Raw genomic sequence first — 21,529 nt, forward strand, 5'->3', positions numbered from 1 at the left:
GGGCAAAGTCATGCCAATTCAATCTAACCACTGCGATTTATCTCTCTGTGAGTGCATAAATTATTCTAGGTGTCGTTAAGAAGCGACCAAAACAGGCTTAACGCTAGGTAATATCGCTAGAAACAAAAAGGCCCTGAGACGTATCGCTCAGGGCCTTTCATTTAACTCATCGCTTTATGGCGCGTTGTCAATCTCGACAGGAAGATAGTGCTTGGGCTCAAGTTTTAGCCATTCTGGTAACACCGTACCCATGGAGATCGAAGACCAGGTTCCTGACAGAATACCGATGAACATCGCAATAGCGAAACCTTGCAGCGCGCTACCGCCCATAATCCACAATGCCGATACCGTCATTAACGTGGTACCCGAAGTCACCATAGTTCGCGAGAAGGTCGCCATAACGGCTTGGTCGTTAATCTCTTCGGTTGGCAATGACTGTTTAGCGATCAACAACTCACGAATTCGGTCGGCAATGATTATCGAGTCGTTAAGCGAGTAACCAAGAATCGCCAGTATCGCAGCAAACACGGTCAGGTTAAATTCCATCTGTGTTGCAGCGAAAAAGCCCAACACAAGCACCACATCGTGAACCAATGCTAACAAAGAGCCGCTTGCCAATCGCCACTCAAAGCGGAAACACAGATAACCTAAAATACACATCATAGAGATCATCAGTGCTAAGCCACCTTGATCGACTAAGTCTTGACCTACTTGAGAACCGACCATGCTATTGCTGATCACATCCACTTGGTGGGAGATCGGCGAGAGCGTTGTAACCAGGTCTGCTGACTGTTCGCCTTGCTCAGGAATTGGATAGCGAATTACCCAACGACCATCTTGATCTGAGTGAGTCACATTAGTGAACTGACCTAATTCTGGTTGCAGGGCGTCAACAAGTTGTTCATGAGTAACATTGTTGTCTACTTTGACTTCAGTGACCATACCGCCGGTAAAGTCGAGCCCCATGTTTAAGCCATTCACCCCCAACGCAACAAGAGAGATGACCATTAACGCGAACGATACAAAGTTGGTAATGTAGCGAACTCGACGAATATGCTGTTTAAAAAATTCAACCATGGTTATACCCTCACATCGCGACGCGCATCGCGTCCCCATACCAAATTGATGATTGCGCGTGATGCGAACACACCACTGAACATACTGGTCAACAGACCCAGACCTAGAGTTAAGGCAAAGCCTTGAATTGGACCATTACCAATCGAGTAAAGAACGACAGCAGTGATCATGGTTGTAATGTTGGCGTCAAGAATCGTGCTCAATGCACTATCAAACCCAAGGTCAATCGACTGAGCGAATGTACGCCCTTCAGCGAGTTTGTCCTTGATACGTTCGAATATCAGTACGTTGGTATCTACCGCCATACCGACCGTTAAAACTAGACCTGCGATACCAGGTAAAGTCAGGACGGCACCAGGTAGAAGTGCAATCAAACCAAGTAAACTCACCATGTTAACCATTAGTGCAACGTTGGCGACCCAGCCTAATCGGCGATACCAAAGCGCCATAAAGGTCAATGTCATCGCTAAACCAAGCGCAAGAGCGGCAAAGCCATTTTGAATGTTTTCAGCACCCAATGAAGCGCCAATAGTGCGCTCTTCAACAATCGTCACTGGTGCGGTCAACGAGCCAGCGCGAAGCAATAATGCAAGGTTCTGTGCGTCTTCCATTGAGCCTGCACCTGTGATGCGGAACTGACTGCCTAGTTGAGATTGAATGGTTGCGACACTGATGACTCGCTCGCTACGTTCAGTTTCACCCTTAGCGTTAGTCGTATATTCGCGATACACAGTTGCCATTGGTTTGCCGATATGGCCCCCAGAGAAATCACTCATGATTTTGCCACCAGCATGATCAAGGGAGATGTTTACCTCAGAGAATCCCATTTTATCAATGCCAGCACGCGCATTAATAATGTGCTCACCAGTCAGAACTGGACGTTTTGCTAGAGTCACATCACGACCGTCATTGTCTTTCAAAACAACGTCGCCGTAAGCTTTACCCTCTGAAGGAGTACGTGATTCATGGAAAGCCAAAGTCGCCGTTGCGCCAATAACGTTCTTCGCCAATGAAGGGTCTTGCACACCAGGTAACTCAATACGAATACTGTGTTCGCCTTGACGCTGAACTAGAGCTTCTGTAATGCCTAGCTCTTCAATGCGATCACGCATGATCTTTAAGTTTTGCTTGATAGTGACCGACTGGAACTCAGATTTACTCTCTGGCGTTGGCTTAACCGCAAGGTAATCCGAATGGCGCTTCACGTCCCAGTTCGGGTAGTTCTGCTTAAGGAAAGTATTCACTTGAGCCAGCGCATTGTCAGTGTCAGTCTTAACATCAAAGGCTTCAGAACCAACCGAAGAAATTTGAATACCGCGCAATCTTTCCTGACGCAAGAAGTCTCTCACTTCATCAACTAAGCTGTTGCGTTGGTCTTCAAATGCCTTGTCAATATCAACATTGAGCAAAAACTGCACACCACCACGTAAGTCCAAACCTAGCTTGATAGGACTAAAGCCCATATCACCTAGCCACTTAGGCGCGACGGAGACATAAGAAAAGGTAATCGAGTCTTCTTTCCCTAATAGCTTATCTAGCGCCTGACGTGCTTGAGTTTGCTCAGTTTCGTTTTCAAACACGAGCGTTGTTTTGTTACCAACCTGCTCGATTTCGTTTACTTGGATATCGCGTTGATCCAGATAGCGGTTGAGTTCGGTGACATTATTAACAATGTTGTTTGAGCCAACTTGTGACGTTGTCACCTGAATGGAAGGTTTTTCACCATACCAAGTTGGAATGGCGCTAAGGGTCAGCATTACCACTGTTGCGATAAGAACCACATATTTCCATGCAGAATAGTGGTTCATCAGGCGTGCGGATTTCGCCTGCTTTATAGGATTTTTTTTCATAATATTTCTTAACTTAGCTGGGTACAGATAGATCTGTGCCTAGGAATAAACGGTGAAGGCTATAGCTTCGGTATGTAAGTTAGGAAATAACGGAATACTGACCGTTAAGCGCCACGTAAAGCGCGTTGGTCTCTTTCCAACCAGAAATGCGGTAAGGGGAATTGTAGCGTGATGTAACGCCTAAACCTGATTCTATTTTAGGAAGTTTATACAACCTAAATAGCGCTATTGCAGCAGGTTCAAAGCTTGGTAAATCAATGTTTGAAGAGGACTCACCATCATCAAGGTAGCGAGTGACATTCAGCCAGCGATTAGCATTGATGATGGCTAGCCAATCTTGCGAAAAATCGGCTTTGGTAACAGGTTCTGATTGAGGCTCTTGCTTTACTTCATCAAATAGAGCTTGGAAGTCACTATTTGAAAGGGGCAGTAAAGCGTTCGCACGATAGTTAAGGCGTGCAGATGCTTCATTTTCAGCTTGCAATACATAGGCAAACGCCTGCGTTGGCAATGCCATCGCAAGTGTAAAAAGCCAGATATATGAAACGATTCGTTGAAGCATTGATGAACCTGATAGTAGTCAACAGCGTGATAGTAGATCTAACCTTGGCAACAGACAACTAAAATAATCTAAAAGCTAACATTTCAAATTTGGTGGGTTTTAACGATAGAAAATCTTACCCGTTTGAACATCCAAATAGATCTTATTGGCTTGCTTCAAGCCACCGCAGTACACAAAGTAGGCATCAATATCTTCAAACGTCACCGAACGTATCCAACCTTGAGTTTCTTCAAAATCCTCCGGTACACACGTCCCTTCTTTTAGCAGGTTATCTGTTGTCTTAATGAACATTTCGAAATGCTGTTTAAAATCATCAGAATCTTCAATATAAGTAGTGACGGTTTCTACTCTCTCTTGCTTGGTAATGGTTGGAGCCACTTCCAAAAGTGCTTCCATTGGTACCCATTCTGCAACTTCAGGCCCACCTTCTTCATACACATAGTAAGGCGATATTCTTCCCCAGCCATCGCGTTTTTCTAAGATATGCAGCTTGTCACCACGATAGACCACATTTTCCACAAACGCGGAGTAATCTGGCGCTTCGCGCACACCCAGTTTGGGAGGGCTAACATAGTAGTCGGTAATCGGCGGCGGTGGCTCGACCTCTTCTTCCTCTTCAACCAGAAGAATGGGTGTCATTGGCTCTTCTTCCTCTACCCCTTCCATCGCCAACGCGTCTTGTTGAGGTTTGTAATAGAAGATGTAGTAACCACCCGCAGCACAGCCTATGCCGACGAGCAGCAGGAGAAGCATAATGACCTTTTTCATATCGCCCTGATTCTTTTCCTATACTTAAGAGGTTGCAAACACCACAACCATCATAATGAAATGGCACAGTATTAATATAACTATAGCGGCAGCATTGCTGATCACTTTACCTTATGGGGCAAATAGTGCGCATTGCGACGCCGAATCATGGAATCGTGCCCTCAAACTTCAGCAAGAATTGGATCAGAAATATAACTTTCACGCGACTCGATTCAATCAGTTTCTCCAGATACACCAAGCTCAGCCTTTCTTATATCAGGAGTTCACCGCCAATGAACTGCAAGGGCTGTGGCAAAGCGGCAATCACTCCTTTCATCAGCATATGCAAACCCAAGCGGAGGCTTCCGGTGTTGTGATAAGCAGGATAAACGAAGAGAAACGGTTACTTGACCCATTAGTCAATCAAGCGAACGCGATGGAAAAACGTTGGTTATCGATCAGTAAACATTGCAAACAATCAGGTAGCCAATCTAATGTCATTAGCGGTTGGCAATACTCACAGGTTAACCAAGCAATGAGGAAAGATATTGAATCCTTGATCAGTAAACTGACCATACTTGAAGGGCGCTATAGAAAAGAGATTGAGGCTCTGGAAAACGCCAAACCAAAGCCTCAGGATTAATTCCGGTTTTACCTTAGTGATGAAGTTGCTGTTCCACCGCCACTGCGAGTGCCACGGATGCGCCTACCATAGGATTATTCCCCATACCGATGAAGCCCATCATTGCCACATGAGCTGGCACTGAAGAGCTTCCTGCAAACTGGGCATCTGCGTGCATTCTCCCCATGGTATCCGTCATTCCGTAACTTGCTGGTCCTGCCGCAACATTATCTGGGTGTAGCGTTCGTCCAGTACCACCACCAGAGGCAACCGAAAAATACGCTTTGCCCTGAGCATTGCACTCAGATTTGTAGATACCGGCGACCGGATGCTGAAAGCGTGTAGGGTTAGTCGAATTACCCGTAATACTGACGTCTACCGATTCACGATGCATGATCGCCACGCCCTCTCTGACATCATCAGCGCCGTAACAGAGAATCTCACCACGCGCGCCCTGAGAGAAACGTCTTCTTTCAACCTCCACCAGCTCCCCGGTTTGGTAGTCGAACTCGGTTCTTACATAGGTAAATCCGTTAATTCTGGCGATTAAGTAGGCCGCATCTTTACCGAGTCCATTCAAGATCACTTTAAGAGGTGTAGTTCTCGACTTGTTAGCATTGAGAGCAATTTTAATCGCTCCTTCCGCTGCAGCAAAAGACTCATGACCTGCGAGAAATGCAAAGCACTGCGTTTGCTCATTAAGCAGTCGAGCAGCCAAAGCACCGTGCCCTAAACCTACTTGTCTTTGCTGGGCAACGCTGCCCACTTTGGTAAACGCTTGTAGCCCTTCACCGATGGCTAGCGCTGCCTGCTCCGCGTTTTCTGATTGGCGAAACAGTGCTAGTGCCGTCCCTAAGGTATACGCATCACAAGCGTTATCAAATGCAATCGGCTGAGTTTCAAGTACTACTTGCTTAGGGTCAATTCCGAAAGTCAGACAGTAATGATGCGCCTCTTCTAGAGTAGAAAAGTTCATGTGATTAAGTAATTGAGTTGTCGAAATATTCATGATTGGGCCCTCAGATTAAGCGTTACGCGGATTGATCGTTTTTACAGCTTCATCGAAGCGTCCATACGTTCCACTCGCGTCTAGCATTGCGCTTTCAGCCTCCATTCCACTTTCAATGTTTGCCATCATTTTGCCAAGGTTAAGGTACTGATACCCGATGACTTCATCATTCTCGTCGAGCGCAAGTTTGGTTACGTAGCCTTCAGCAAGTTCCATATATCTCACTCCTTTCGCCATCGTCGAGTAACTCGTTCCAACCTGACTTCTCTGAGCTTTACCGAGATCTTCCAACGCAGCGCCAATTTCTAACCCGCCTTCAGAAAAAGCAGATTGAGTACGCCCATAAACAAATTGGAGGAATAGCTCGCGCATCGCGACATTAATCGCGTCACAGACCAGATCGGTATTTAGCGCTTCTAGGATGGTTTTTCCAGTCAATATTTCAGCCGCCATAGACGCTGAGTGCGTCATTCCAGAGCAGCCTATAGTCTCAATCAGCGCTTCTTCGATGATGCCTTGCTTAACATTCAAAGTGAGTTTCGCAGCCCCTTGCTGGGGAGCACAAGCACCAACACCGTGGCTTAAACCAGAAATCGCGATAACATCTTTTGGCCGCACCATTAACCCTTCCACTGGAATGGGCGCAGATGGATGTAAATCCCCACGTTGAATTGGGCACATTGATTGAATTTCAGAAGAGTATTGCATGGCGTTTTCCTAATCGTTAGGAAAACAAGTGAGGTGTGAAGGTATAACTTCTCTACAGAACGTCAAACCGACTCGTTAACGAGTGGTTTATTCACAACAGCATCACCTGTTTTCGTATCTGTAGGAGTCATCAGCCAGAATTGGCGGTTAAGTAGGTGGAACCCCATCACCTTGGGAAATAGAATAGATCCACATCACACTTTTATGCAATCCTTTATTTAGAGTGAAAACTTATAATCAACCCAATTTATATAAGCAGACCAATTAAACCAAATGTAACAATTACTTTTACTGTTGATTCTGTTTGTTATCAATTATCATTTGCATTAATGTTAATTGCAGTTACCATTTAAGTATGTGTAACGGATTACCTCTGACTCTGCCTTGAAACTTGCTCTGTCACTTAAACATTTTCTTTTGATCTGGATTATCGGTCTAAGTCTTGCTGGAGGCAGCTACTTAATCGTTCATCATTATGAAACCCAAAAGCTCAATAGCCAACTTACCGCGCAGCTAAGCAACCAAGTACAGACCCTTCAACAATCACTAAACTCGATTGAAAGGCTGCTCTATTCAACTAGAGCATTTTTATCGAATGGCAATAAGCCAACACCTAAACAATTTGAAGCATACTTTTCAGAGCAATCTTCGCTGCTGCCAAACGTTCAAGCTGTGATTTGGGCGCCTACTGTACCCATTGATCAGATTTCTGAGTTTAAGCAGACCGCACGGCAAAACGGCTTTCTAGGCTTTGAGCTCACTCCGCCGTTATCGACCAATGAAGACAAAACATGGTTTCTCAGTAATCAAACGGTTCCTGTTTACTACCTATCCTCCTCGTTTGAAGGGAGTGATGATCTAGGCTTTCGATTAGAGAGTGACACTCAACTGGTTAGCGCGATGTCCCGTGCTATTACCTCCAATCGAGTCGGTGTTGCCGATTTTGTTGAAGAAGGTCAACTGGCTGCAAACTTGGTCTTACCTAAGTTCTCTACCGCTGGAAAGCTTGAAGGATTTATTGTCGCTAAGGTTGTTTTCCATGAACTACTTGGTGAGATATGGCAACGAGAAGTGAACTCAGCCACAACTGAAATTGAAGTCTATGTTCAACCAAACCATGAGCTTGCCTTTGAGTCTCATATCAACACCAAGCTTAAAGAAGATGGCCTAACCGCACGGCTCGTTTCGCTTGACCAAACTGTACGTGTCCCGCTATTCAATCAGGAGTGGACAATTTCGATTTCAAAGATGGATAGCAGTGGCAGTACTGCTTTGTATAGTACAGCGTCCATCCTGTTAATTTTTCTTTTAACGGGTTCTGTTTCAATAGCCGCAAACTTCTATGCCACCCGATTGAAAGTCTCTGATCAACTGATCGAAGAGAAAACCCGAAGTCTTGCTATTCAAGCGGTCAAAGATAACTTAACTGGGTTAAACAATCGAACTGCACTCAATCGAGAAATAGATAAACAGCTTAGGTATTTACAAAAAGGGTCATCTAACGGCTTCTCGATACTCTTTATCGACTTAGATCGATTTAAAGTCATCAACGACTCTATGGGTCACCTCCACGGTGACAAATTGCTCAAGGAAGTTGCATCTCGATTAACCAGCCATTGCCGCGACGACGATATGAGCTTTCGCTTTGGCGGTGACGAGTTCATCATCTGCTTACCTCGATTAACCTCACGTGGAGCACTGACACACATATGCCATCGCTATGCCAAAGTGCTAAGTCAGCCCTACACGATCGATGGTCAGTCTTGCCATATAGGCGCGAGCATTGGTATTTCAGTGGTCACTGACCCCAAACAGACCATTGCCGGTATTCTTCGTGAGGCAGATACCGCGATGTATAAGGCTAAAAGCTCTTCCAATGAGAAGGTCGTCTTCTTCCATGACCAAATGTTTAATCAGGCTAAGAAACGCTTTACTTTAGAGCAAGAGCTGACCGGCGCACTCGCATTCAAGCAGTTGTCATTGGTCTATCAACCTATCTATGAAACAAGCAGTGATACGGTCGTCGGATTTGAGTCTCTACTTAGATGGAATCACCCTAAGCTAGGATTTATCTCTCCCCAAGACTTTATCCCGATCGCAGAAGAGACCGGTCAGATCATTCCAATAGGTGATTGGGTGGCGAAAGAGTGCTGCAAGATTCTAGAGCGATTGTGGATCTCGCGGCAAGGCAACAATGTACCTCGGTTTAATATTAATGTGTCGGCCAAGCAGTTTGAGTCAGAGCATATCTACCATACGTTAGCGCATTTACTTGAAAGTCAATCTTTTCCTGCCCATCTCATCGGTATTGAGATAACAGAATCTATGCTTCTAGCGGACGAGTGCAACGCCAGCCAACTTCAGCGTATCAAAGATCTCGGTGTAACCCTTTACTTGGATGACTTCGGCACAGGCTACTCTTCACTCTCGGTGCTCAATGATTACCCTGTTGACGTGATCAAAGTCGATCGCAGTTTCGTCAGCCGTATTGCACTTGGTCAGCATAATGCCGATAGCCTTTGTCAGGCGATTATCAACATGGCGCATACCATCGATCTTGAAGTCGTCGCCGAAGGCGTAGAAACCCCAGAGCAACTCGCTTTCTTAACCCAGCATCGTTGTAACTTAATCCAAGGGTACTTGAAATCTAAGCCTCTTACTGTGTGTGGTATAGAAAGAGTCCTTGATAACCAGACAAAAGCGACCGCTTAACCTTGTTCGAAAATTTCGAATATGAATAACGAATTTATATTATTTTTTGTGATTTAATTCACACATATTATTTCTCTCAAGCGCACAAGACGCAGTTTACAAAATTAACTACAGCCAAAAGTTGAGAGGAATTCATGATGAAAACAGTACTAAAAGCAATCGCACTTACCGCCCTAACTTCAACAGTCGTATTTGCAATGCCAGCAAAGGATCAATCAATCCGAATCAAGACTATTGAAAACCAAGCTATTGTCACCGTTACTGAGAGTGGCATGCCAATCAGTGACGTCAAAGTAAAAGTCAAAGGGAACGGAACCAAGTACTTCACTACAGGTGAAAAAGGTACTTTTATGGCGGCAAACTTACTGGATAACGGCCGCACGTTTACCTTCGAAATTATTGATGAGAATGGTGATGTCATTCGCGAGCAGCGTTACCTTCCTTCATTTTAATCTTGGGTAGCCCCAAAAAAACAAAGCCTGAGAACTCACTCCTCAGGCTTTGTTGTTTCTAGGATCTGTTGAGCTAGTCTAAGCGGTCACACTTAGCCGCACAGATAAAATCATTTTGATGCAGCCCTTTAATAGAGTGGCTCCACCAAGTTACAGTCACTTTTCCCCATTCAAGAAGTATCGATGGGTGATGAAATTCCTCTTCAGCTAACTCAGACACTTGGTTGGCAAACGCCCACGCAAGTTTGTAGTTCTTGAATTTGTAGACTTTCTCCAATTGAGGAATACCATCGCGTTCTAACATCTCCCAGCCTTCTAGCTCTGTGAGTAGCAACCTTCTCTCTTCTGCTCCTAACGCCACTGCGCTACTGGTACAAGACTCACAACGTAATTCATCAAGCATGTGTCACTTCCTTTGGTTCAAATAATGGGGGTAATAATCCAGCCTGCATCGCCTGTTTAACATGGAACATCAAATCCATTTTACTTAGTTTGTATAATTGTTGAATGCTATCCAATATAAAGTACTCTGGCTGCATGATATCAATGCGATAAGGTGTTCTTAGAACCGTATGAATATCGAATTCTACTCGCTGCGCTTTGGGATCATCTAACGCATAGAGTGTTTCGCCTGGTGAGGACAATATGCCACCACCATAAATCTTAGTTTGATCGCCTTCTTTAACGAGTCCAAATTCAACTGTGAACCAATATAAGCGCGCCAGATAGACTCGCTCTTTATCGCTAGCATTGCGTCCAAGATCCCCATAGGTCTGAGTAAACTGGGCAAACTCGGGGTTGGTCAACATTGCGCAATGACCAAAGATTTCGTGGAAAAAGTCCGGTTCTTGGAGGTAGTCAAACTCTTTACGAGTTCGCAGGAATGTCGCCACCGGAAATTTCTTATCTGCAAGCAGAGCAAAAAATCGGTCAAAATTGATTAATGCTGGTACAGGTTCCACCTGCCAACCCGTCGATTCCTTTAATACTCGATTGATATCAACAATCTGCGGAGCTCTATCTATTGGCAAATCAAGCAGTTCGAGTCCTGCCAAATACTCTTTACACGCTCTTTGGTTCACCAAATGCAGTTGACGCTCAACCAAATCGCGCCAAACCTCATTCTCTTCTGGGCTCCACTCCACAATCCCGTGCTCATTCACAGGTTTAGAATGATACTGTGCCATACCTAGCTCCGTTAACAAATCCGTTACATTAAGCCTATCGCCATGCTAAGACGGTGACAATTTTCCAAGCCAACTCTATCGCCACCCTTTCCTGTAACATAATTTTTACATTTGACAGCTTTTTGCTTATTTTTCATGGAGCTGAAGTCACCCCACTTGTTTGACTTTGCCTATATTTTCATCAAAGCTTATTTGGATAACGGAGAACAAAAAGACGAGGATGTCATGTCTAACTCAGAGCAGCGCTTCCCTTCCCCGATCTGGGCGCCTAGTCGCGAGCGTATAGAATCATCAAATCTAGATCAGTTCATAAAACACATTAATATTCAGGGAGATGCGATAGAAAACTACTCTGACTTACATCGCTGGTCAGTAGAGTGCAAAAAAGATTTCTGGTTAGAAGTCTGGCAATTTTGCGATGTTATTGGTTACAAAGGCGACTGTATTTTAGGTGAAGGTTTGGCCAAATGGGGAACATTCAGCCCTAGTCGAGACACTATTTGGTTCCCTCAATCGCAACTCAATTATGCAGAAAACCTCCTTGCCTACGCATTCCAAGCTCCTGACGACATCGCCATCTGGTTTAAAAATGAGCGTGGAGATTGCCGAAAACTCTCTTGGCAAGAGTTGTGTGATCAGGTGTCTATTCTTCAACAATGGTTAAAACACAATGGCGTCGAAAAAGGGGACGTCGTTGCTGGGTACTTGCCGCACATGCCAGAAACCGTTATCGCCATGTTAGCGACGACAAGCCTAGGTGCGATATGGACGTCAACCTCCCCTGACTTCGGTGCAGAAAGCGTCATTGAGCGCTTTGGTCAAGTTCAGCCTAAGATCCTGTTTTGCTGCAATGGCTACGACTTCAACGGCAAAACTTTTCATATGGAAGAGAAGAATCGACAAATTGTCGATGCTATGCCGAGTTTAGTGAATACTTGTCAGATTGATTACTTGCAGCAACAACCGAGCAACCAAGGTCTTAACGACTCGTTTTCAGACTGGGAAGCCATTTTGGCTAGTTTCCTACCACGGGGAATGCGCTATCAAAGGATCAGTTTCAATGATCCGCTGTTTGTCCTCTACTCTTCAGGCACTACTGGCAAACCAAAATGTATTGTCCACTCAGTTGGCGGAACAATCCTAAACCACCTCAAAGAACATCAACTTCACTGTGATGTTCAACCTAAAGATCACGTTTTCTACTACACAACCTGTGGTTGGATGATGTGGAACTGGCATGTATCAGCATTGGCTAGTGGTGCTAGTCTAGTCATTTACGACGGCAGCCCTATGTACCCGAACCCAAATGCTTTGTGGCAGCTGTGCGAAGATGCGCAAGCGACCTTGTTTGGCACTTCAGCTAAGTATTTGGAAGCGCTTGAAAAGTCGCAATTTAACCCAAGTAGTCACTATTCGTTGGACTCCCTACGAACCTTGTGTTCAACAGGCTCTGTCTTGCACCCCGAACAGTTTGACTATGTGTATGCCAACATCAAGGTGGATCTTCATTTGGCTTCCATCTCCGGTGGAACGGATATCTGTGGCTGCTTCGTATTAGGCAACCCTATTTCGCCAGTTTATCGTGGAGAGTGTCAGGGTGCTGGGCTAGGCATGGATGTTGCTGTGTTCAATGACTCAGGAAAAGAAGTGATTGCAGAACGAGGTGAACTGGTTTGTCGCAACAGTTTTCCTAATCAACCTTTAGGATTTTGGCACGATGACGGTGAACGCTATCACAGCGCCTACTGGGACAAATATGTAAACACTTGGCATCATGGTGACGATGTTGAAATGACCGCGCGAAATGGCATGATTTTCTATGGACGAAGCGACACCACACTCAACCCAGGCGGGGTGAGAATTGGTACCGCTGAGATTTATCAGAAGGTGAATCAACTTCCTGAAATTCAAGACTCTATCGCTGTAGGACGGCGCGTCGATGGTGATGAAAAGATCGTGCTTTTTGTCCAACTGAACCCTGAACAGACGCTTACTAAGGAGCTCGAAAGCACGATTAAGCAAACGCTGCGGGCACAGTGTTCTCCGCGCCATGTACCTTCAGAAATCTATACATTGACTGAAATACCAAAAACAAAATCGGGCAAACTGGTCGAGCTTGCGGTAAAACAAGTCTTACATGGTGAAGAGATAAAGAACAAAGGCGCTATCGCTAACCCTTGGGTTCTAGATGAAGTCGAGAAGTTCCAAGGTCATCCTGTTGTCTAAACAAAAAGCCCGACGTCATCGTCGGGCTTCTTCAATCTCTTTAAGCTATCAGTTTTAGACCATTATTTTTTAGCCACGGCCATTAGTACCTTTAGCGTTCCATCTGGCGTTTCTATATCGAATGGTGTCGTTACAACAACTTCACTGAAACCAACACTGGATAACACTTGCTGCGCATGCGTGATGGTCATACCGCCGACTTCGTCTTTATCTGACAACCAATCCCAATGGACAAAGTAACTGCCTTCATCGAGCAAACTGAAGACAATATCTACGGTATCAGAGTAGCTTGGTAAAAAGCTGCATACCGACGAGGCAACAACCAAATCAAACTGAGCTCTAAATGCTGGGTGCATTGCGACAAGTCCACGACTGAGGATATCGACTACTGGCTCGACATTGGCAAGCTCTTTCATGTCTAGCTGTTCGATCATCGCTTCCGAGCTGTCTAGCGCGACAATGTCTTTAGCGACTGGCGACATCCGTTGACTCAACAAACCTGTACCACAGCCAAAGTCCAGAATATGCATTCCTTTAAAATCGATAACTTTCTGTAGCGACTCAAACGCCTTATCTGCGTAGTCATTGGTCGCGTTTTCCGCGTCCCAGTTTGCTGCGACATCGTCCCAACTATTAGCCATCATGATCTCCCTGTTACTACATTCACTTGGCACCTCTCAAGAGTACCAAAACTGCATGAAATTCATAGCGTTTCAATGCTGAAAACAGACAATTGCCTAGGATTAATATAATATCGATTTCAAGCTAATCAAATTGAACAAAAGATGAACTTATCTCAAATCGAAGCTTTTTGCACCGTTGCAGATACTGGCTCTGTTTCGGAGGCCGCGCGCCAACTTGAATGCAACCGCACTAAATTAAGTATGGCAATCAAAGCATTGGAAAAAGATCTCGACGTCGAGCTATTCGTCCGCAGCGGTAACAATTTGGTGCTTTCTGAAGCAGGTAAAGCAATTTATAAAGATAGCCAGAATTTGTTGGTGACGGCATCGCGTATAAGGCAGACTTGCGCGCAAGTGTCCGGTGAGTTCAACGCCGAAGTTTGGATCGCCCGTGACGATTCACTGCCCGATGAGTTATGGCATGATCTTTCTCATAGACTCAACAATCACTTTCCTGCCACAACATTCAATATTGTGCTGGCCTCTAGTGGTGACCTTGCCAATCTCGTCGCCACCTCTCAGGTCGATTTTGCTTTCGGCGTCGATTATGAACGCCTCGATGATCCTCTGATAACCTATCAGCCACTCGGAAAAATTCGATTGATGTCAGTGTGCCGAACCAGCAATCCGTTAGCGCAATTACGTCGTGTATCCGATGACGAACTGCGTAACGCGATGCAGGCGGTCATGGTTTATCTCAATGAGAAAGACAACCCTGAACTTCAGCCGTTTTCGTTACGTTATATCGGCTTCTCAAGCTTTGAATATATGCTCAATACGATTCTTGAAGAAGAAGCGTGGGGCGTTCTACCAGAACCTCTGATCCGTAATCTATTACGTAAACAAGAGCTTGCAGTGATTAAGCATACCTATGGTTTAACTCAGGAAGACTACTGCATGTTTACCGCAGCAGGCATGGCCGAGCACCCCGGAATGTCTTGGTTGGCTGACAAGTTAAACGAATATCTGTTTGATTTTTAGCCTGACACACAAACAAACCATCAGTGAGTGTCAAAAATAATGACACCAAATTCTATACCTATCTCATTGAATTATATAGACTAACCAAGAAAGGTTAAAAATACACCATACCTAAAACTCATATAATGTTTGTTAAATGCGCTAGTTTTGAGAACACTGTAAGTGTAGATAAACAAGAGATGACATTATGTGTGCTAGGACAAGCTTAAACGAAAAACGAATACTCACCTTCTCAGCGTTGCTCGCATCGGGCTTTGCTGGCGCAGGTCTAGTACTCGGTTTGCTTGTAGGCTCACTGGTTATTGTGTTTGACGGTGTTTATTCATTGGTCAGTCTGCTGTTAACTTTATTGTCGCTGGCTGTCTCGCGCTTTATTGAGCGCCCTTCGAAGCGTCAATTCCCATTTGGTAAAGCAGTGCTAGAGCCCGTTGTCATTGCTGTAAAAGGCAGTGTCATCCTCGCGATTGTCAGCGTTTCTCTTTACTCAGCAGTGACGGCTATGTTTACTGGCGGTCGTGAGGTTGACGCGGGCATTGCGACTCTGTTTGGCGTCGTGAACGTATTAGGTTGTGGCTATGCTTGGTGGTATATCGCCAACAAATCAAAACGCTTTTCTTCTGGGCTTATTGAAGCAGAAAGCAAACAGTGGCAAATGGATACCCTATTAAGTGTCGCTGTCACGTTAGGCTTTGTAACCGCTTGGTTAGTCTCCATTTCGCCATTTGCACAGTATGCCGTTTATGCCGACCCAATGATGATGATTCTTATGTCTTTTTACTTCATCAAGGTGCCGTTTGATATGTTGATGGGCGCACTGCGTGAGCTGCTAATGATGAAACCTGACGAAGCCATTTGTAACGCGGTAGACAAAGAAGTCTCTGCATTAGATAAACAAGTGTCTCAGCAACTAAAAGTAGCGGCCGTCACTAAGGTCGGCCGCGAGCTGAGGGTCAATCTTGACGTTCATTCAAAAGGTCAACAAGTTGAAGTGGCGGAACTGGATAAAACCCGCCGAGTGTTAAAAGATAAACTGTCGAAGCTTTCGTTAGACCTGAATCTAACCATGAATATTGCGAGCTAATTAATACCAACCAGAATAAATATCTAGTTATCCCGGTTGGTATTAACAACTGTTTCGCGTTACAAGTGCAGCACGCCTGAAATAGTGGTACGAGCGGTACCGCTTAACTTCACTCGCTGGCCTTCTATCTCTATACCAATATACCCACCCCGAGGGGAGGCTTGGTAAGCATTAAAGCTATTTTTTCCTAACACCTGTTGCCAATAGGCAGCTAAAGCGCAATGAGCAGACCCTGTAACGGGATCTTCGTTGACGCCTACCCAAGGTGCAAAGTACCGAGATACAAAATCAATCTCTGCATCATTGCTTAGAGCGGTGACAATCACTCCACGACCTTGCAGTTGCTTCATCGCATCAAAATTCGGATTCAATTGCTCCAGTATTTGTAAATCAGGTACGTGTATCAGTACTTTTTCACCAAATTGCCTTGTTGCGCTCACTTGACTTGGGCTCAATCCTAAAGCTTCAAATAGCAACGAGTAGTCAGCTTCACTGCGGGTCAATGTAGCAATTGGGAAATCAAGTTCGATACTATTGTGATTAAGTTTGGCCGTTAGTTGCCCTGATAGTGTATTAAAGTTAACGCTCTCCTTTATTTTGAGTGCTTCCTTTTGCGCGAGGATATGGGCAACGGCCAGGGTACCGTGACCGCATAGTGCTACCTCTACTTTGGGCGTAAACCATCTCAGTTGCATGTTGCTCAATGTGAGAAACGCTGTCTCTGAGACGGCCATTTCTTCAGCAATCGAATACATCACCGATTCTTCGAGCGGCTCTTGAGTAATACAAACGCCAGCAGGATTCCCTCGAAAAGGCTCGGAGGTAAATGAGTCAACTTGATAGATTTCTAGTTCCATAGCGAATTTTTCAACGTAAATAGGGGCTCGATTACTTAGCTACATCTAGCCATTGACCGCCCGTTAAACTGTCAAGATCTGCAGCCTTTAGTCTAAATACCGTATTCGGCGTTCCGGCTGCTGCCCAAATCTCACCGTATTGCTTCAAATCCTGGTCGAGCAGGGTTTGGACTTTTGCGGAGTGGGCGACGGGAGGCACACCGCCAATCGCATATCCAACTTTCTCTCGGACAAATGCCGCGTTGGCCTTCTCAAGTGGGATACCCGTTTGCTGTTTAATTTTGTCTGCACAAACCATATTGGTGCCTGAAGCAACAATCAGTACGGCCTCGCCCGTTTGACCATTTTTAAAAATAAGCGATTTGGCGATTTGAGCGACACCACAGCCAATAGCATCAGCCGCCTCTACTGCAGTGCGAGTTGAGGCAGGCATTTGCTGAATCACGAAATCATGGCCACGACTTGATAAAAAGTCCTGAACTTTGATGGATGAAGCTTTCAGTTCCGTTGACATAGTATTCCCTCTTATTTTTCGTTCTTATAACTGTATGTATAACCTCAACATATCCTTATGTTGAATGCCAAACTCAAAAATAGCTTCAGCGTAGTTATCTACAAAGTGATCTTTAACCACGCTATCGACTCTAAAACCTAGCCTTTGATAATAAGTCAGTTGATAACCAAACGTTCCCGTCCCTAACTCGACTCGCTTAACACCTTTATTGCTTAGCTCAGCGAGCGCATACCTAAGTAGCTTCGAACCGATACCTTTCTGCTGATAAACAGGTAGCACTGAGACATTAAATACTTCGGCAAGTGTGTCATTTAAAGGCTTTACTGCACACACAGCCACTATTCGCTCGTTGTCTAGCGCTACAAAGCACCAAGAGTCACTGAGATACGTTGCGATACTTTGCTCGCTGGGGTCAGCTTCAAGCAACAACGCCATCGGTACCTTATTTGGCAAACTTTCTTTAAAGATCATGGTTTAGTAAATCATGTTTTCAATTCACTTGACTGTCTTTGTCAGGATGAAGGTGTCTTTTGTTACTCAAAATTTCGTCTTCAGTTCTGGATTTTCAGCCAATACATTGGTCATCGGCAAGAAAAGTGGTTTCGGAAGTGAATCCAATGCAAACCACTTCCATTGCTTACATTTGTTCGGCTCCATAATTTTTGCCTCTCCGACTTCGCACTCCGCGACTACGAATAACGTAATGTAGTGCTTATCTTCTTGTTCAAATACGTCGTTGGTAAACCCAAGCTTACTAACTGCAGACACTTGTAATCCAGTTTCCTCAAAGACTTCACGCTGAGCACACTCTTCAATAGACTCGCCAAATTCTAGGTGCCCGCCAGGTGTTGCCCAAGTATGAGCGCCATGAGCACCAATTCTCTCCCCCAGAAGGATTTGACTGTCTCGCTTGATTACAACCGCGACACCGACACGTACTTGTTTGTTCATCGTTAACCACTTCACTTAGCTGTATGTTTGAGCTTGATATAGAGCGCTTGTCGATATTATACCGACTCACCAAACGCATACTTACGTTTTATCTCCACAACTTCAACAACATAAGACGAATACCATTTCTCTCGCCCCAAGTTTTGAGCGATGGAGTGTTGGCTATCTAAGTGCCATTTTCGAATGTCTTCTTCATTTTCCCAATAAGAGATCGCTATCTCCTGAGAACCTTCTGTTACCGCGATGAAGTCTCGACAGTTGTATTTTTCAAAGGCAAGGTTACGCATAAGTGCGACCATCTCAGAATAGTGAGCATCTTGGTACCCCGTTTTCGCTTTAAAAATAACTGCGTACATTACATCCTCCATGATGCCTAGCGAATTTTCCCTTAATGAAGCTCAATGCGGCTACTTAAGCTTTTCAACTATCAAATAAGTATGGAGCTCTGGGTATTGGTCAAATTCGAGATGTCGAACCATACAGCCCTGCTCAATAAACAAACTTAAAAATCCATTGGTTCCGAGTGACGAGTAATAGACTTCAGGCCCCATAAAGCTGTTGGTGTGAAAGCCCTCTTCAGTCGTTCCGCCAAAGGAGAAGATGAAGATACCGCCAATATTGAGACTATCGACAATCTTGGTCATAACTTGGCGCTGCTGATCTAAAGGAATATGCCAAATACTGTCCCAAGCGGTAATGAAATCGTATTTTTCAGCAAATTCGTACTGACAGACATCTGCATTGATAAACTCAACCTGTGGGTGTTTCTCTTTGGCTAGCGCCAGCATCTCACTTGAGACGTCCATGCCTGAAGGTGTGAACCCTTCTCTAGACAGCAAATCAATAAATCGCCCAGTGCAACCACAACCAATATCAAGTGCTTTTCCGCGTTTCTCCGTAAATGAGACGGCGCGCTTGTGTTGATCAATACCATTCTCTAAGTTAAAACTTTCACCTTGCCAAATGTGAGTAATTTGGTCGTATGCCTTGCCTATTTGTTCTGGCTTCATATCAGTCTCTATCTTTCCCTTCGTTCGTCGTGGCGCCCAGTACAGGTTTGCTTGGTCTATTTAGTTAAGCTCTAACTGCCAATAACCCACGGAGATATGTTGATCAAACTTGAATCCTATGTTGGCAAACTCTCCAACCTTTCTAAACCCCATTTTCTCATGTAGTGCCACACTCGACGGATTTGGAAGTGCAATCGTTCCTATCGCATTCTTAATGCCCAGTTCGCGTAATTGGGCAATAAGGGCCCTATAGAGCTTTTGCCCCGCCCCTTTGCCTTTCGCATCACTAGATAGATAAATAGATGGTTCAACCGTATAGCGATAAGCACTGCGAGGTTTCCATTTTGCCGCATAGGCATATCCAAGGGGCTGTCCATCTGCTTCAAGCACAATCCATGGAAGCCCTGCGGTGAGAACAGAGTCAATCCTCACCTTCATTTCCTCAATAGAAATAGGCTCTTCCTCGAATGAGATTGCGGTAGTCGCGATGTAGTGATTATAAATATCTACAATCCATTGAGCGTCTGAGAGCTCTACTTGCCTTAGTTCCATTTGTCCTCCTTGACCTTCAGCGCACATTTCATCCTACACTCGATTTCGCCAAGAGATAAGCCTAAGATTCAATTTCAAAAGCAGGACAAGGTGTCCCTTGATGATATTTGAGTTGCCAGTTACATTCAGTAAATGCCCAAATCGATGACCGTTTGGCGTAACTGCTACTTTCACCATCAGCAGAGATCAACGCGGATTTATATAAAACAAGCTGTACGGAGGGTTCAAGTTGGATACATTCATAATCCTGAGAATGGATAACGACTTGAGAAGCTTCTTCACCGTCCATCATTTCAGTGATCGTCTCAAAATCAAAACTAGTACCCGATTTCCCTACTTCACGAAATGTCGGGTGGATTAGTCGTTCTCTTTCAGCTTTGTCTTTCCTAACTGAAAACTGATGTAGCGCTTTTTCTTGTTCAATCAGAATATCCATTTCCTATCACCTCGTTCGGCTACTTTACTTTTGACCAATGTGATTAGAGAGCATCACAAGAAGCTTGAAGATGTTGTGTAATCGAACCCCTAATCGTAGTGGCTTAGCATTATCTTTAATCTTGATGGCAGCTTTAATTGCAGAGATCTTGGCGTAAATGCTTTCAATCACTTGCTGAGTCTCCCACCCATGGTAGCGCTCAAGCTGTTTGATCCCTTTAGTGCTAGCTGCATCTATTTTGGAGCGACTGAGTGAGTTAAAGTTAAACCCTTGCTGCAATGCGTTTCGATAGGCTGATTCTTTAATTTGTGGAATGAGTTGTTCATACCCCGAGCGCGTCTCTACGTACAAACGAATGAGCTCGATGTTTTCTTGCAGTTCAACTGCAACCGTTCTTTTAAGCCCACGATTACCTGCAATCCATTTGTACAACGAGCTCGCGACTTTCTCTGCACTACTCGCCGCTTCAAATGCTTCCTTTGCTTGCATACTACCCTCACTGTTCAACTAGCCTATTGTCATAGATGCATAATAGGGTGAATGCAAAATATTAAGTGATTTCAGTAGGTTTGCAATAGGTGGAGTGACGATGAACGAGTGGTTAATCGTATTTGAGTGGATAATTGAGCAAGGATCAAAATCTAGATACAAAAAAGGAGAGCCGAAGCTCTCCTTTTCTTAATCCTAAAAACTAACTCTAATTAAAGAGCAGCTTTCGCTTTTTCAACTAGAACTGCGAATGCAGCTTTGTCGAATACCGCGATGTCAGCAAGGATCTTACGGTCGATCTCGATAGATGCTTTCTTAAGACCGTTGATGAAACGGCTGTAAGATAGACCATTCTGACGAGATGCAGCGTTGATACGTGCAATCCATAGTTGACGGAATTGACGTTTCTTGTTGCGACGGTCACGGTAAGCGTATTGACCAGCTTTAGTAACTGCTTGGAAAGCTACGCGGTAAACACGTGAACGTGCACCGTAGTAACCTTTAGCTTGTTTTAGAACTTTCTTATGACGTGCACGAGCTTGTACACCACGTTTTACGCGAGGCATTATGCTTCTCCTAAACTAAACGATTAATAAACTAAAAAGAATTATGCGTATGGTAGCATACGAGCAACTGCAGCCACTTCACACTTAGGAAGGATTGCATTTGGACGAAGCTGACGCTTGTTCTTAGTAGTACGCTTAGTCAGGATGTGACGTTTAGTAGCGTGCTTAAACTTAATACCACCAGCAGTTTTCTTAAAACGCTTAGCAGCACCTTTGTTGGTTTTCATCTTAGGCATGATGAATAACTCCGCATTGTT

At 44.7% G+C, this 21,529-nt stretch carries 26 protein-coding genes and 1 riboswitch; of the genes, 6 read left to right on the top strand and 20 right to left on the bottom strand.

Annotation, left to right across the window (positions count from 1 at the left end; genetic code table 11):
• Nucleotides 1-174 precede the first annotated feature (174 nt).
• The 4 genes from secF to AC6R00_RS17440 form a co-directional block, all read right to left on the bottom strand.
• On the bottom strand, nt 175-1,077 hold the full coding sequence (gene secF / locus AC6R00_RS17425) for a protein translocase subunit SecF (protein ID WP_500641354.1): 903 nt from the start codon (nt 1,075-1,077) through the stop codon (nt 175-177).
• A 2-nt stretch (nt 1,078-1,079) separates the two neighbouring features.
• Nucleotides 1,080-2,927: a protein translocase subunit SecD gene (secD, locus tag AC6R00_RS17430; protein WP_500641355.1), complete on the bottom strand. Its 1,848-nt coding sequence runs from the start codon at nt 2,925-2,927 to the stop codon at nt 1,080-1,082.
• A gap of 79 nt (nt 2,928-3,006) precedes the next feature.
• Nucleotides 3,007-3,489, bottom strand: coding sequence for a hypothetical protein (locus AC6R00_RS17435; RefSeq protein ID WP_171320780.1), 483 nt, complete (start codon nt 3,487-3,489; stop codon nt 3,007-3,009).
• 99 nt (nt 3,490-3,588) lie between these two features.
• A complete protein-coding gene (locus AC6R00_RS17440; RefSeq protein ID WP_171320779.1) occupies nt 3,589-4,257 on the bottom strand; it encodes a flagellar basal body-associated FliL family protein in 669 nt (222 codons plus the stop codon).
• Nucleotides 4,258-4,312: 55 nt separating this feature from the next.
• Between AC6R00_RS17440 and AC6R00_RS17445 the strand changes: the two genes are divergently transcribed.
• Nucleotides 4,313-4,879 (top strand): hypothetical protein, encoded by a 567-nt coding sequence (locus AC6R00_RS17445; RefSeq protein ID WP_500641356.1) that lies wholly within the window; start codon nt 4,313-4,315, stop codon nt 4,877-4,879.
• A gap of 13 nt (nt 4,880-4,892) precedes the next feature.
• On the opposite strand, the gene AC6R00_RS17450 is transcribed toward AC6R00_RS17445, so the two are convergent.
• Both AC6R00_RS17450 and AC6R00_RS17455 read right to left on the bottom strand, forming a co-directional pair.
• Nucleotides 4,893-5,867, bottom strand: coding sequence for a GGGtGRT protein (locus tag AC6R00_RS17450; RefSeq protein WP_500641357.1), 975 nt, complete (start codon nt 5,865-5,867; stop codon nt 4,893-4,895).
• Between the two features lie 15 nt (nt 5,868-5,882).
• Nucleotides 5,883-6,575 carry an iron-sulfur cluster assembly scaffold protein gene (locus AC6R00_RS17455; RefSeq protein ID WP_500641358.1) on the bottom strand — a complete coding sequence of 231 codons (693 nt, stop codon included), beginning with the start codon at nt 6,573-6,575 and terminating at the stop codon, nt 5,883-5,885.
• A gap of 114 nt (nt 6,576-6,689) precedes the next feature.
• Nucleotides 6,690-6,755: riboswitch (Fluoride riboswitch) on the bottom strand.
• Between the two features lie 204 nt (nt 6,756-6,959).
• Here AC6R00_RS17455 and AC6R00_RS17460 point away from each other — a divergent pair.
• Nucleotides 6,960-9,287 carry a bifunctional diguanylate cyclase/phosphodiesterase gene (locus AC6R00_RS17460; protein WP_500641359.1) on the top strand — a complete coding sequence of 776 codons (2,328 nt, stop codon included), beginning with the start codon at nt 6,960-6,962 and terminating at the stop codon, nt 9,285-9,287.
• Nucleotides 9,288-9,421: 134 nt separating this feature from the next.
• Complete coding sequence (locus tag AC6R00_RS17465) at nt 9,422-9,739, top strand: hypothetical protein (RefSeq protein WP_500641360.1); 318 nt, start codon at nt 9,422-9,424, stop codon at nt 9,737-9,739.
• A gap of 73 nt (nt 9,740-9,812) precedes the next feature.
• Here AC6R00_RS17465 and AC6R00_RS17470 read toward each other — a convergent pair whose 3' ends face one another.
• Nucleotides 9,813-10,142, bottom strand: a complete 330-nt coding sequence (locus AC6R00_RS17470; RefSeq protein WP_500641361.1) for a 4a-hydroxytetrahydrobiopterin dehydratase — start codon at nt 10,140-10,142, stop codon at nt 9,813-9,815.
• Nucleotides 10,135-10,926, bottom strand: a complete 792-nt coding sequence (gene phhA / locus AC6R00_RS17475; RefSeq protein ID WP_500641362.1) for a phenylalanine 4-monooxygenase — start codon at nt 10,924-10,926, stop codon at nt 10,135-10,137. Before phhA ends, AC6R00_RS17470 begins: the two co-directional genes overlap by 8 nt.
• A gap of 225 nt (nt 10,927-11,151) precedes the next feature.
• Here phhA and AC6R00_RS17480 point away from each other — a divergent pair, with 225 nt between their 5' ends.
• Nucleotides 11,152-13,152: an acetoacetate--CoA ligase gene (locus AC6R00_RS17480; protein ID WP_500641363.1), complete on the top strand. Its 2,001-nt coding sequence runs from the start codon at nt 11,152-11,154 to the stop codon at nt 13,150-13,152.
• A gap of 62 nt (nt 13,153-13,214) precedes the next feature.
• Here the strand turns inward: AC6R00_RS17480 and AC6R00_RS17485 are convergent, their stop codons facing one another.
• On the bottom strand, nt 13,215-13,793 hold the full coding sequence (locus tag AC6R00_RS17485; protein WP_500641364.1) for a class I SAM-dependent DNA methyltransferase: 579 nt from the start codon (nt 13,791-13,793) through the stop codon (nt 13,215-13,217).
• Nucleotides 13,794-13,937: 144 nt separating this feature from the next.
• Here AC6R00_RS17485 and AC6R00_RS17490 point away from each other — a divergent pair, with 144 nt between their 5' ends.
• The gene (locus tag AC6R00_RS17490; protein ID WP_500641365.1) at nt 13,938-14,816 is read left to right on the top strand and encodes a LysR family transcriptional regulator; all 879 of its coding nucleotides are present in this window, start codon (nt 13,938-13,940) and stop codon (nt 14,814-14,816) included.
• A gap of 187 nt (nt 14,817-15,003) precedes the next feature.
• Entirely contained in the window at nt 15,004-15,897 is an 894-nt protein-coding gene (locus tag AC6R00_RS17495; protein ID WP_425667251.1) for a cation diffusion facilitator family transporter, read from the top strand.
• 59 nt (nt 15,898-15,956) lie between these two features.
• Here AC6R00_RS17495 and AC6R00_RS17500 read toward each other — a convergent pair whose 3' ends face one another.
• The 11 genes from AC6R00_RS17500 to rpmI all read right to left on the bottom strand — a co-directional run bounded on the left by AC6R00_RS17500 (nt 15,957) and on the right by rpmI (nt 21,508).
• Nucleotides 15,957-16,754 (bottom strand): PhzF family phenazine biosynthesis protein, encoded by a 798-nt coding sequence (locus AC6R00_RS17500; RefSeq protein ID WP_500641366.1) that lies wholly within the window; start codon nt 16,752-16,754, stop codon nt 15,957-15,959.
• A gap of 31 nt (nt 16,755-16,785) precedes the next feature.
• Nucleotides 16,786-17,268, bottom strand: a complete 483-nt coding sequence (locus AC6R00_RS17505) for a YbaK/EbsC family protein (RefSeq protein WP_500641367.1) — start codon at nt 17,266-17,268, stop codon at nt 16,786-16,788.
• A gap of 24 nt (nt 17,269-17,292) precedes the next feature.
• Complete coding sequence (locus AC6R00_RS17510) at nt 17,293-17,739, bottom strand: GNAT family N-acetyltransferase (protein WP_500641368.1); 447 nt, start codon at nt 17,737-17,739, stop codon at nt 17,293-17,295.
• Between the two features lie 66 nt (nt 17,740-17,805).
• On the bottom strand, nt 17,806-18,219 hold the full coding sequence (locus tag AC6R00_RS17515) for a nucleotide triphosphate diphosphatase NUDT15 (RefSeq protein WP_500641369.1): 414 nt from the start codon (nt 18,217-18,219) through the stop codon (nt 17,806-17,808).
• A 56-nt stretch (nt 18,220-18,275) separates the two neighbouring features.
• On the bottom strand, nt 18,276-18,575 hold the full coding sequence (locus AC6R00_RS17520) for an antibiotic biosynthesis monooxygenase family protein (protein ID WP_500641370.1): 300 nt from the start codon (nt 18,573-18,575) through the stop codon (nt 18,276-18,278).
• Nucleotides 18,576-18,626: 51 nt separating this feature from the next.
• Nucleotides 18,627-19,229: a class I SAM-dependent methyltransferase gene (locus AC6R00_RS17525; RefSeq protein ID WP_500641371.1), complete on the bottom strand. Its 603-nt coding sequence runs from the start codon at nt 19,227-19,229 to the stop codon at nt 18,627-18,629.
• 60 nt (nt 19,230-19,289) lie between these two features.
• Entirely contained in the window at nt 19,290-19,781 is a 492-nt protein-coding gene (locus tag AC6R00_RS17530; RefSeq protein WP_500641372.1) for a GNAT family N-acetyltransferase, read from the bottom strand.
• 61 nt (nt 19,782-19,842) lie between these two features.
• Complete coding sequence (locus AC6R00_RS17535) at nt 19,843-20,217, bottom strand: nuclear transport factor 2 family protein (RefSeq protein WP_500641373.1); 375 nt, start codon at nt 20,215-20,217, stop codon at nt 19,843-19,845.
• A gap of 24 nt (nt 20,218-20,241) precedes the next feature.
• Nucleotides 20,242-20,706: a hypothetical protein gene (locus AC6R00_RS17540; RefSeq protein ID WP_500641374.1), complete on the bottom strand. Its 465-nt coding sequence runs from the start codon at nt 20,704-20,706 to the stop codon at nt 20,242-20,244.
• A 212-nt stretch (nt 20,707-20,918) separates the two neighbouring features.
• Complete coding sequence (gene rplT, locus AC6R00_RS17545) at nt 20,919-21,272, bottom strand: 50S ribosomal protein L20 (RefSeq protein ID WP_004401084.1); 354 nt, start codon at nt 21,270-21,272, stop codon at nt 20,919-20,921.
• 41 nt (nt 21,273-21,313) lie between these two features.
• Complete coding sequence (rpmI, locus tag AC6R00_RS17550) at nt 21,314-21,508, bottom strand: 50S ribosomal protein L35 (RefSeq protein ID WP_004411425.1); 195 nt, start codon at nt 21,506-21,508, stop codon at nt 21,314-21,316.
• Nucleotides 21,509-21,529: the final 21 nt, after the last annotated feature.

The sequence above is a fragment of the Vibrio sp. R10-SF1-ISO8 genome, assembly GCF_059833805.1.

What these genes read in the sequence shown, in the direction of transcription:
- AC6R00_RS17465 (WP_500641360.1), top strand. Translation starts at nt 9,422, where the DNA reads ATGATGAAAACAGTACTAAAAGCAATCGCACTTACCGCCCTAACTTCA.
- AC6R00_RS17455 (WP_500641358.1), bottom strand. Translation starts at nt 6,575, where the DNA reads ATGCAATACTCTTCTGAAATTCAATCAATGTGCCCAATTCAACGTGGG.
- AC6R00_RS17470 (WP_500641361.1), bottom strand. Translation starts at nt 10,142, where the DNA reads ATGCTTGATGAATTACGTTGTGAGTCTTGTACCAGTAGCGCAGTGGCG.
- AC6R00_RS17520 (WP_500641370.1), bottom strand. Translation starts at nt 18,575, where the DNA reads ATGTACGCAGTTATTTTTAAAGCGAAAACGGGGTACCAAGATGCTCAC.
- AC6R00_RS17485 (WP_500641364.1), bottom strand. Translation starts at nt 13,793, where the DNA reads ATGGCTAATAGTTGGGACGATGTCGCAGCAAACTGGGACGCGGAAAAC.
- AC6R00_RS17450 (WP_500641357.1), bottom strand. Translation starts at nt 5,867, where the DNA reads ATGAATATTTCGACAACTCAATTACTTAATCACATGAACTTTTCTACT.
- AC6R00_RS17515 (WP_500641369.1), bottom strand. Translation starts at nt 18,219, where the DNA reads ATGAACAAACAAGTACGTGTCGGTGTCGCGGTTGTAATCAAGCGAGAC.
- secF (WP_500641354.1), bottom strand. Translation starts at nt 1,077, where the DNA reads ATGGTTGAATTTTTTAAACAGCATATTCGTCGAGTTCGCTACATTACC.
- AC6R00_RS17535 (WP_500641373.1), bottom strand. Translation starts at nt 20,217, where the DNA reads ATGGATATTCTGATTGAACAAGAAAAAGCGCTACATCAGTTTTCAGTT.
- AC6R00_RS17530 (WP_500641372.1), bottom strand. Translation starts at nt 19,781, where the DNA reads ATGGAACTAAGGCAAGTAGAGCTCTCAGACGCTCAATGGATTGTAGAT.
- rpmI (WP_004411425.1), bottom strand. Translation starts at nt 21,508, where the DNA reads ATGCCTAAGATGAAAACCAACAAAGGTGCTGCTAAGCGTTTTAAGAAA.
- phhA (WP_500641362.1), bottom strand. Translation starts at nt 10,926, where the DNA reads ATGGCACAGTATCATTCTAAACCTGTGAATGAGCACGGGATTGTGGAG.
- AC6R00_RS17510 (WP_500641368.1), bottom strand. Translation starts at nt 17,739, where the DNA reads ATGATCTTTAAAGAAAGTTTGCCAAATAAGGTACCGATGGCGTTGTTG.
- rplT (WP_004401084.1), bottom strand. Translation starts at nt 21,272, where the DNA reads ATGCCTCGCGTAAAACGTGGTGTACAAGCTCGTGCACGTCATAAGAAA.
- AC6R00_RS17495 (WP_425667251.1), top strand. Translation starts at nt 15,004, where the DNA reads ATGTGTGCTAGGACAAGCTTAAACGAAAAACGAATACTCACCTTCTCA.
- AC6R00_RS17445 (WP_500641356.1), top strand. Translation starts at nt 4,313, where the DNA reads ATGAAATGGCACAGTATTAATATAACTATAGCGGCAGCATTGCTGATC.
- AC6R00_RS17505 (WP_500641367.1), bottom strand. Translation starts at nt 17,268, where the DNA reads ATGTCAACGGAACTGAAAGCTTCATCCATCAAAGTTCAGGACTTTTTA.
- AC6R00_RS17490 (WP_500641365.1), top strand. Translation starts at nt 13,938, where the DNA reads ATGAACTTATCTCAAATCGAAGCTTTTTGCACCGTTGCAGATACTGGC.
- secD (WP_500641355.1), bottom strand. Translation starts at nt 2,927, where the DNA reads ATGAAAAAAAATCCTATAAAGCAGGCGAAATCCGCACGCCTGATGAAC.
- AC6R00_RS17440 (WP_171320779.1), bottom strand. Translation starts at nt 4,257, where the DNA reads ATGAAAAAGGTCATTATGCTTCTCCTGCTGCTCGTCGGCATAGGCTGT.
- AC6R00_RS17500 (WP_500641366.1), bottom strand. Translation starts at nt 16,754, where the DNA reads ATGGAACTAGAAATCTATCAAGTTGACTCATTTACCTCCGAGCCTTTT.
- AC6R00_RS17435 (WP_171320780.1), bottom strand. Translation starts at nt 3,489, where the DNA reads ATGCTTCAACGAATCGTTTCATATATCTGGCTTTTTACACTTGCGATG.
- AC6R00_RS17480 (WP_500641363.1), top strand. Translation starts at nt 11,152, where the DNA reads ATGTCTAACTCAGAGCAGCGCTTCCCTTCCCCGATCTGGGCGCCTAGT.
- AC6R00_RS17540 (WP_500641374.1), bottom strand. Translation starts at nt 20,706, where the DNA reads ATGCAAGCAAAGGAAGCATTTGAAGCGGCGAGTAGTGCAGAGAAAGTC.
- AC6R00_RS17525 (WP_500641371.1), bottom strand. Translation starts at nt 19,229, where the DNA reads ATGAAGCCAGAACAAATAGGCAAGGCATACGACCAAATTACTCACATT.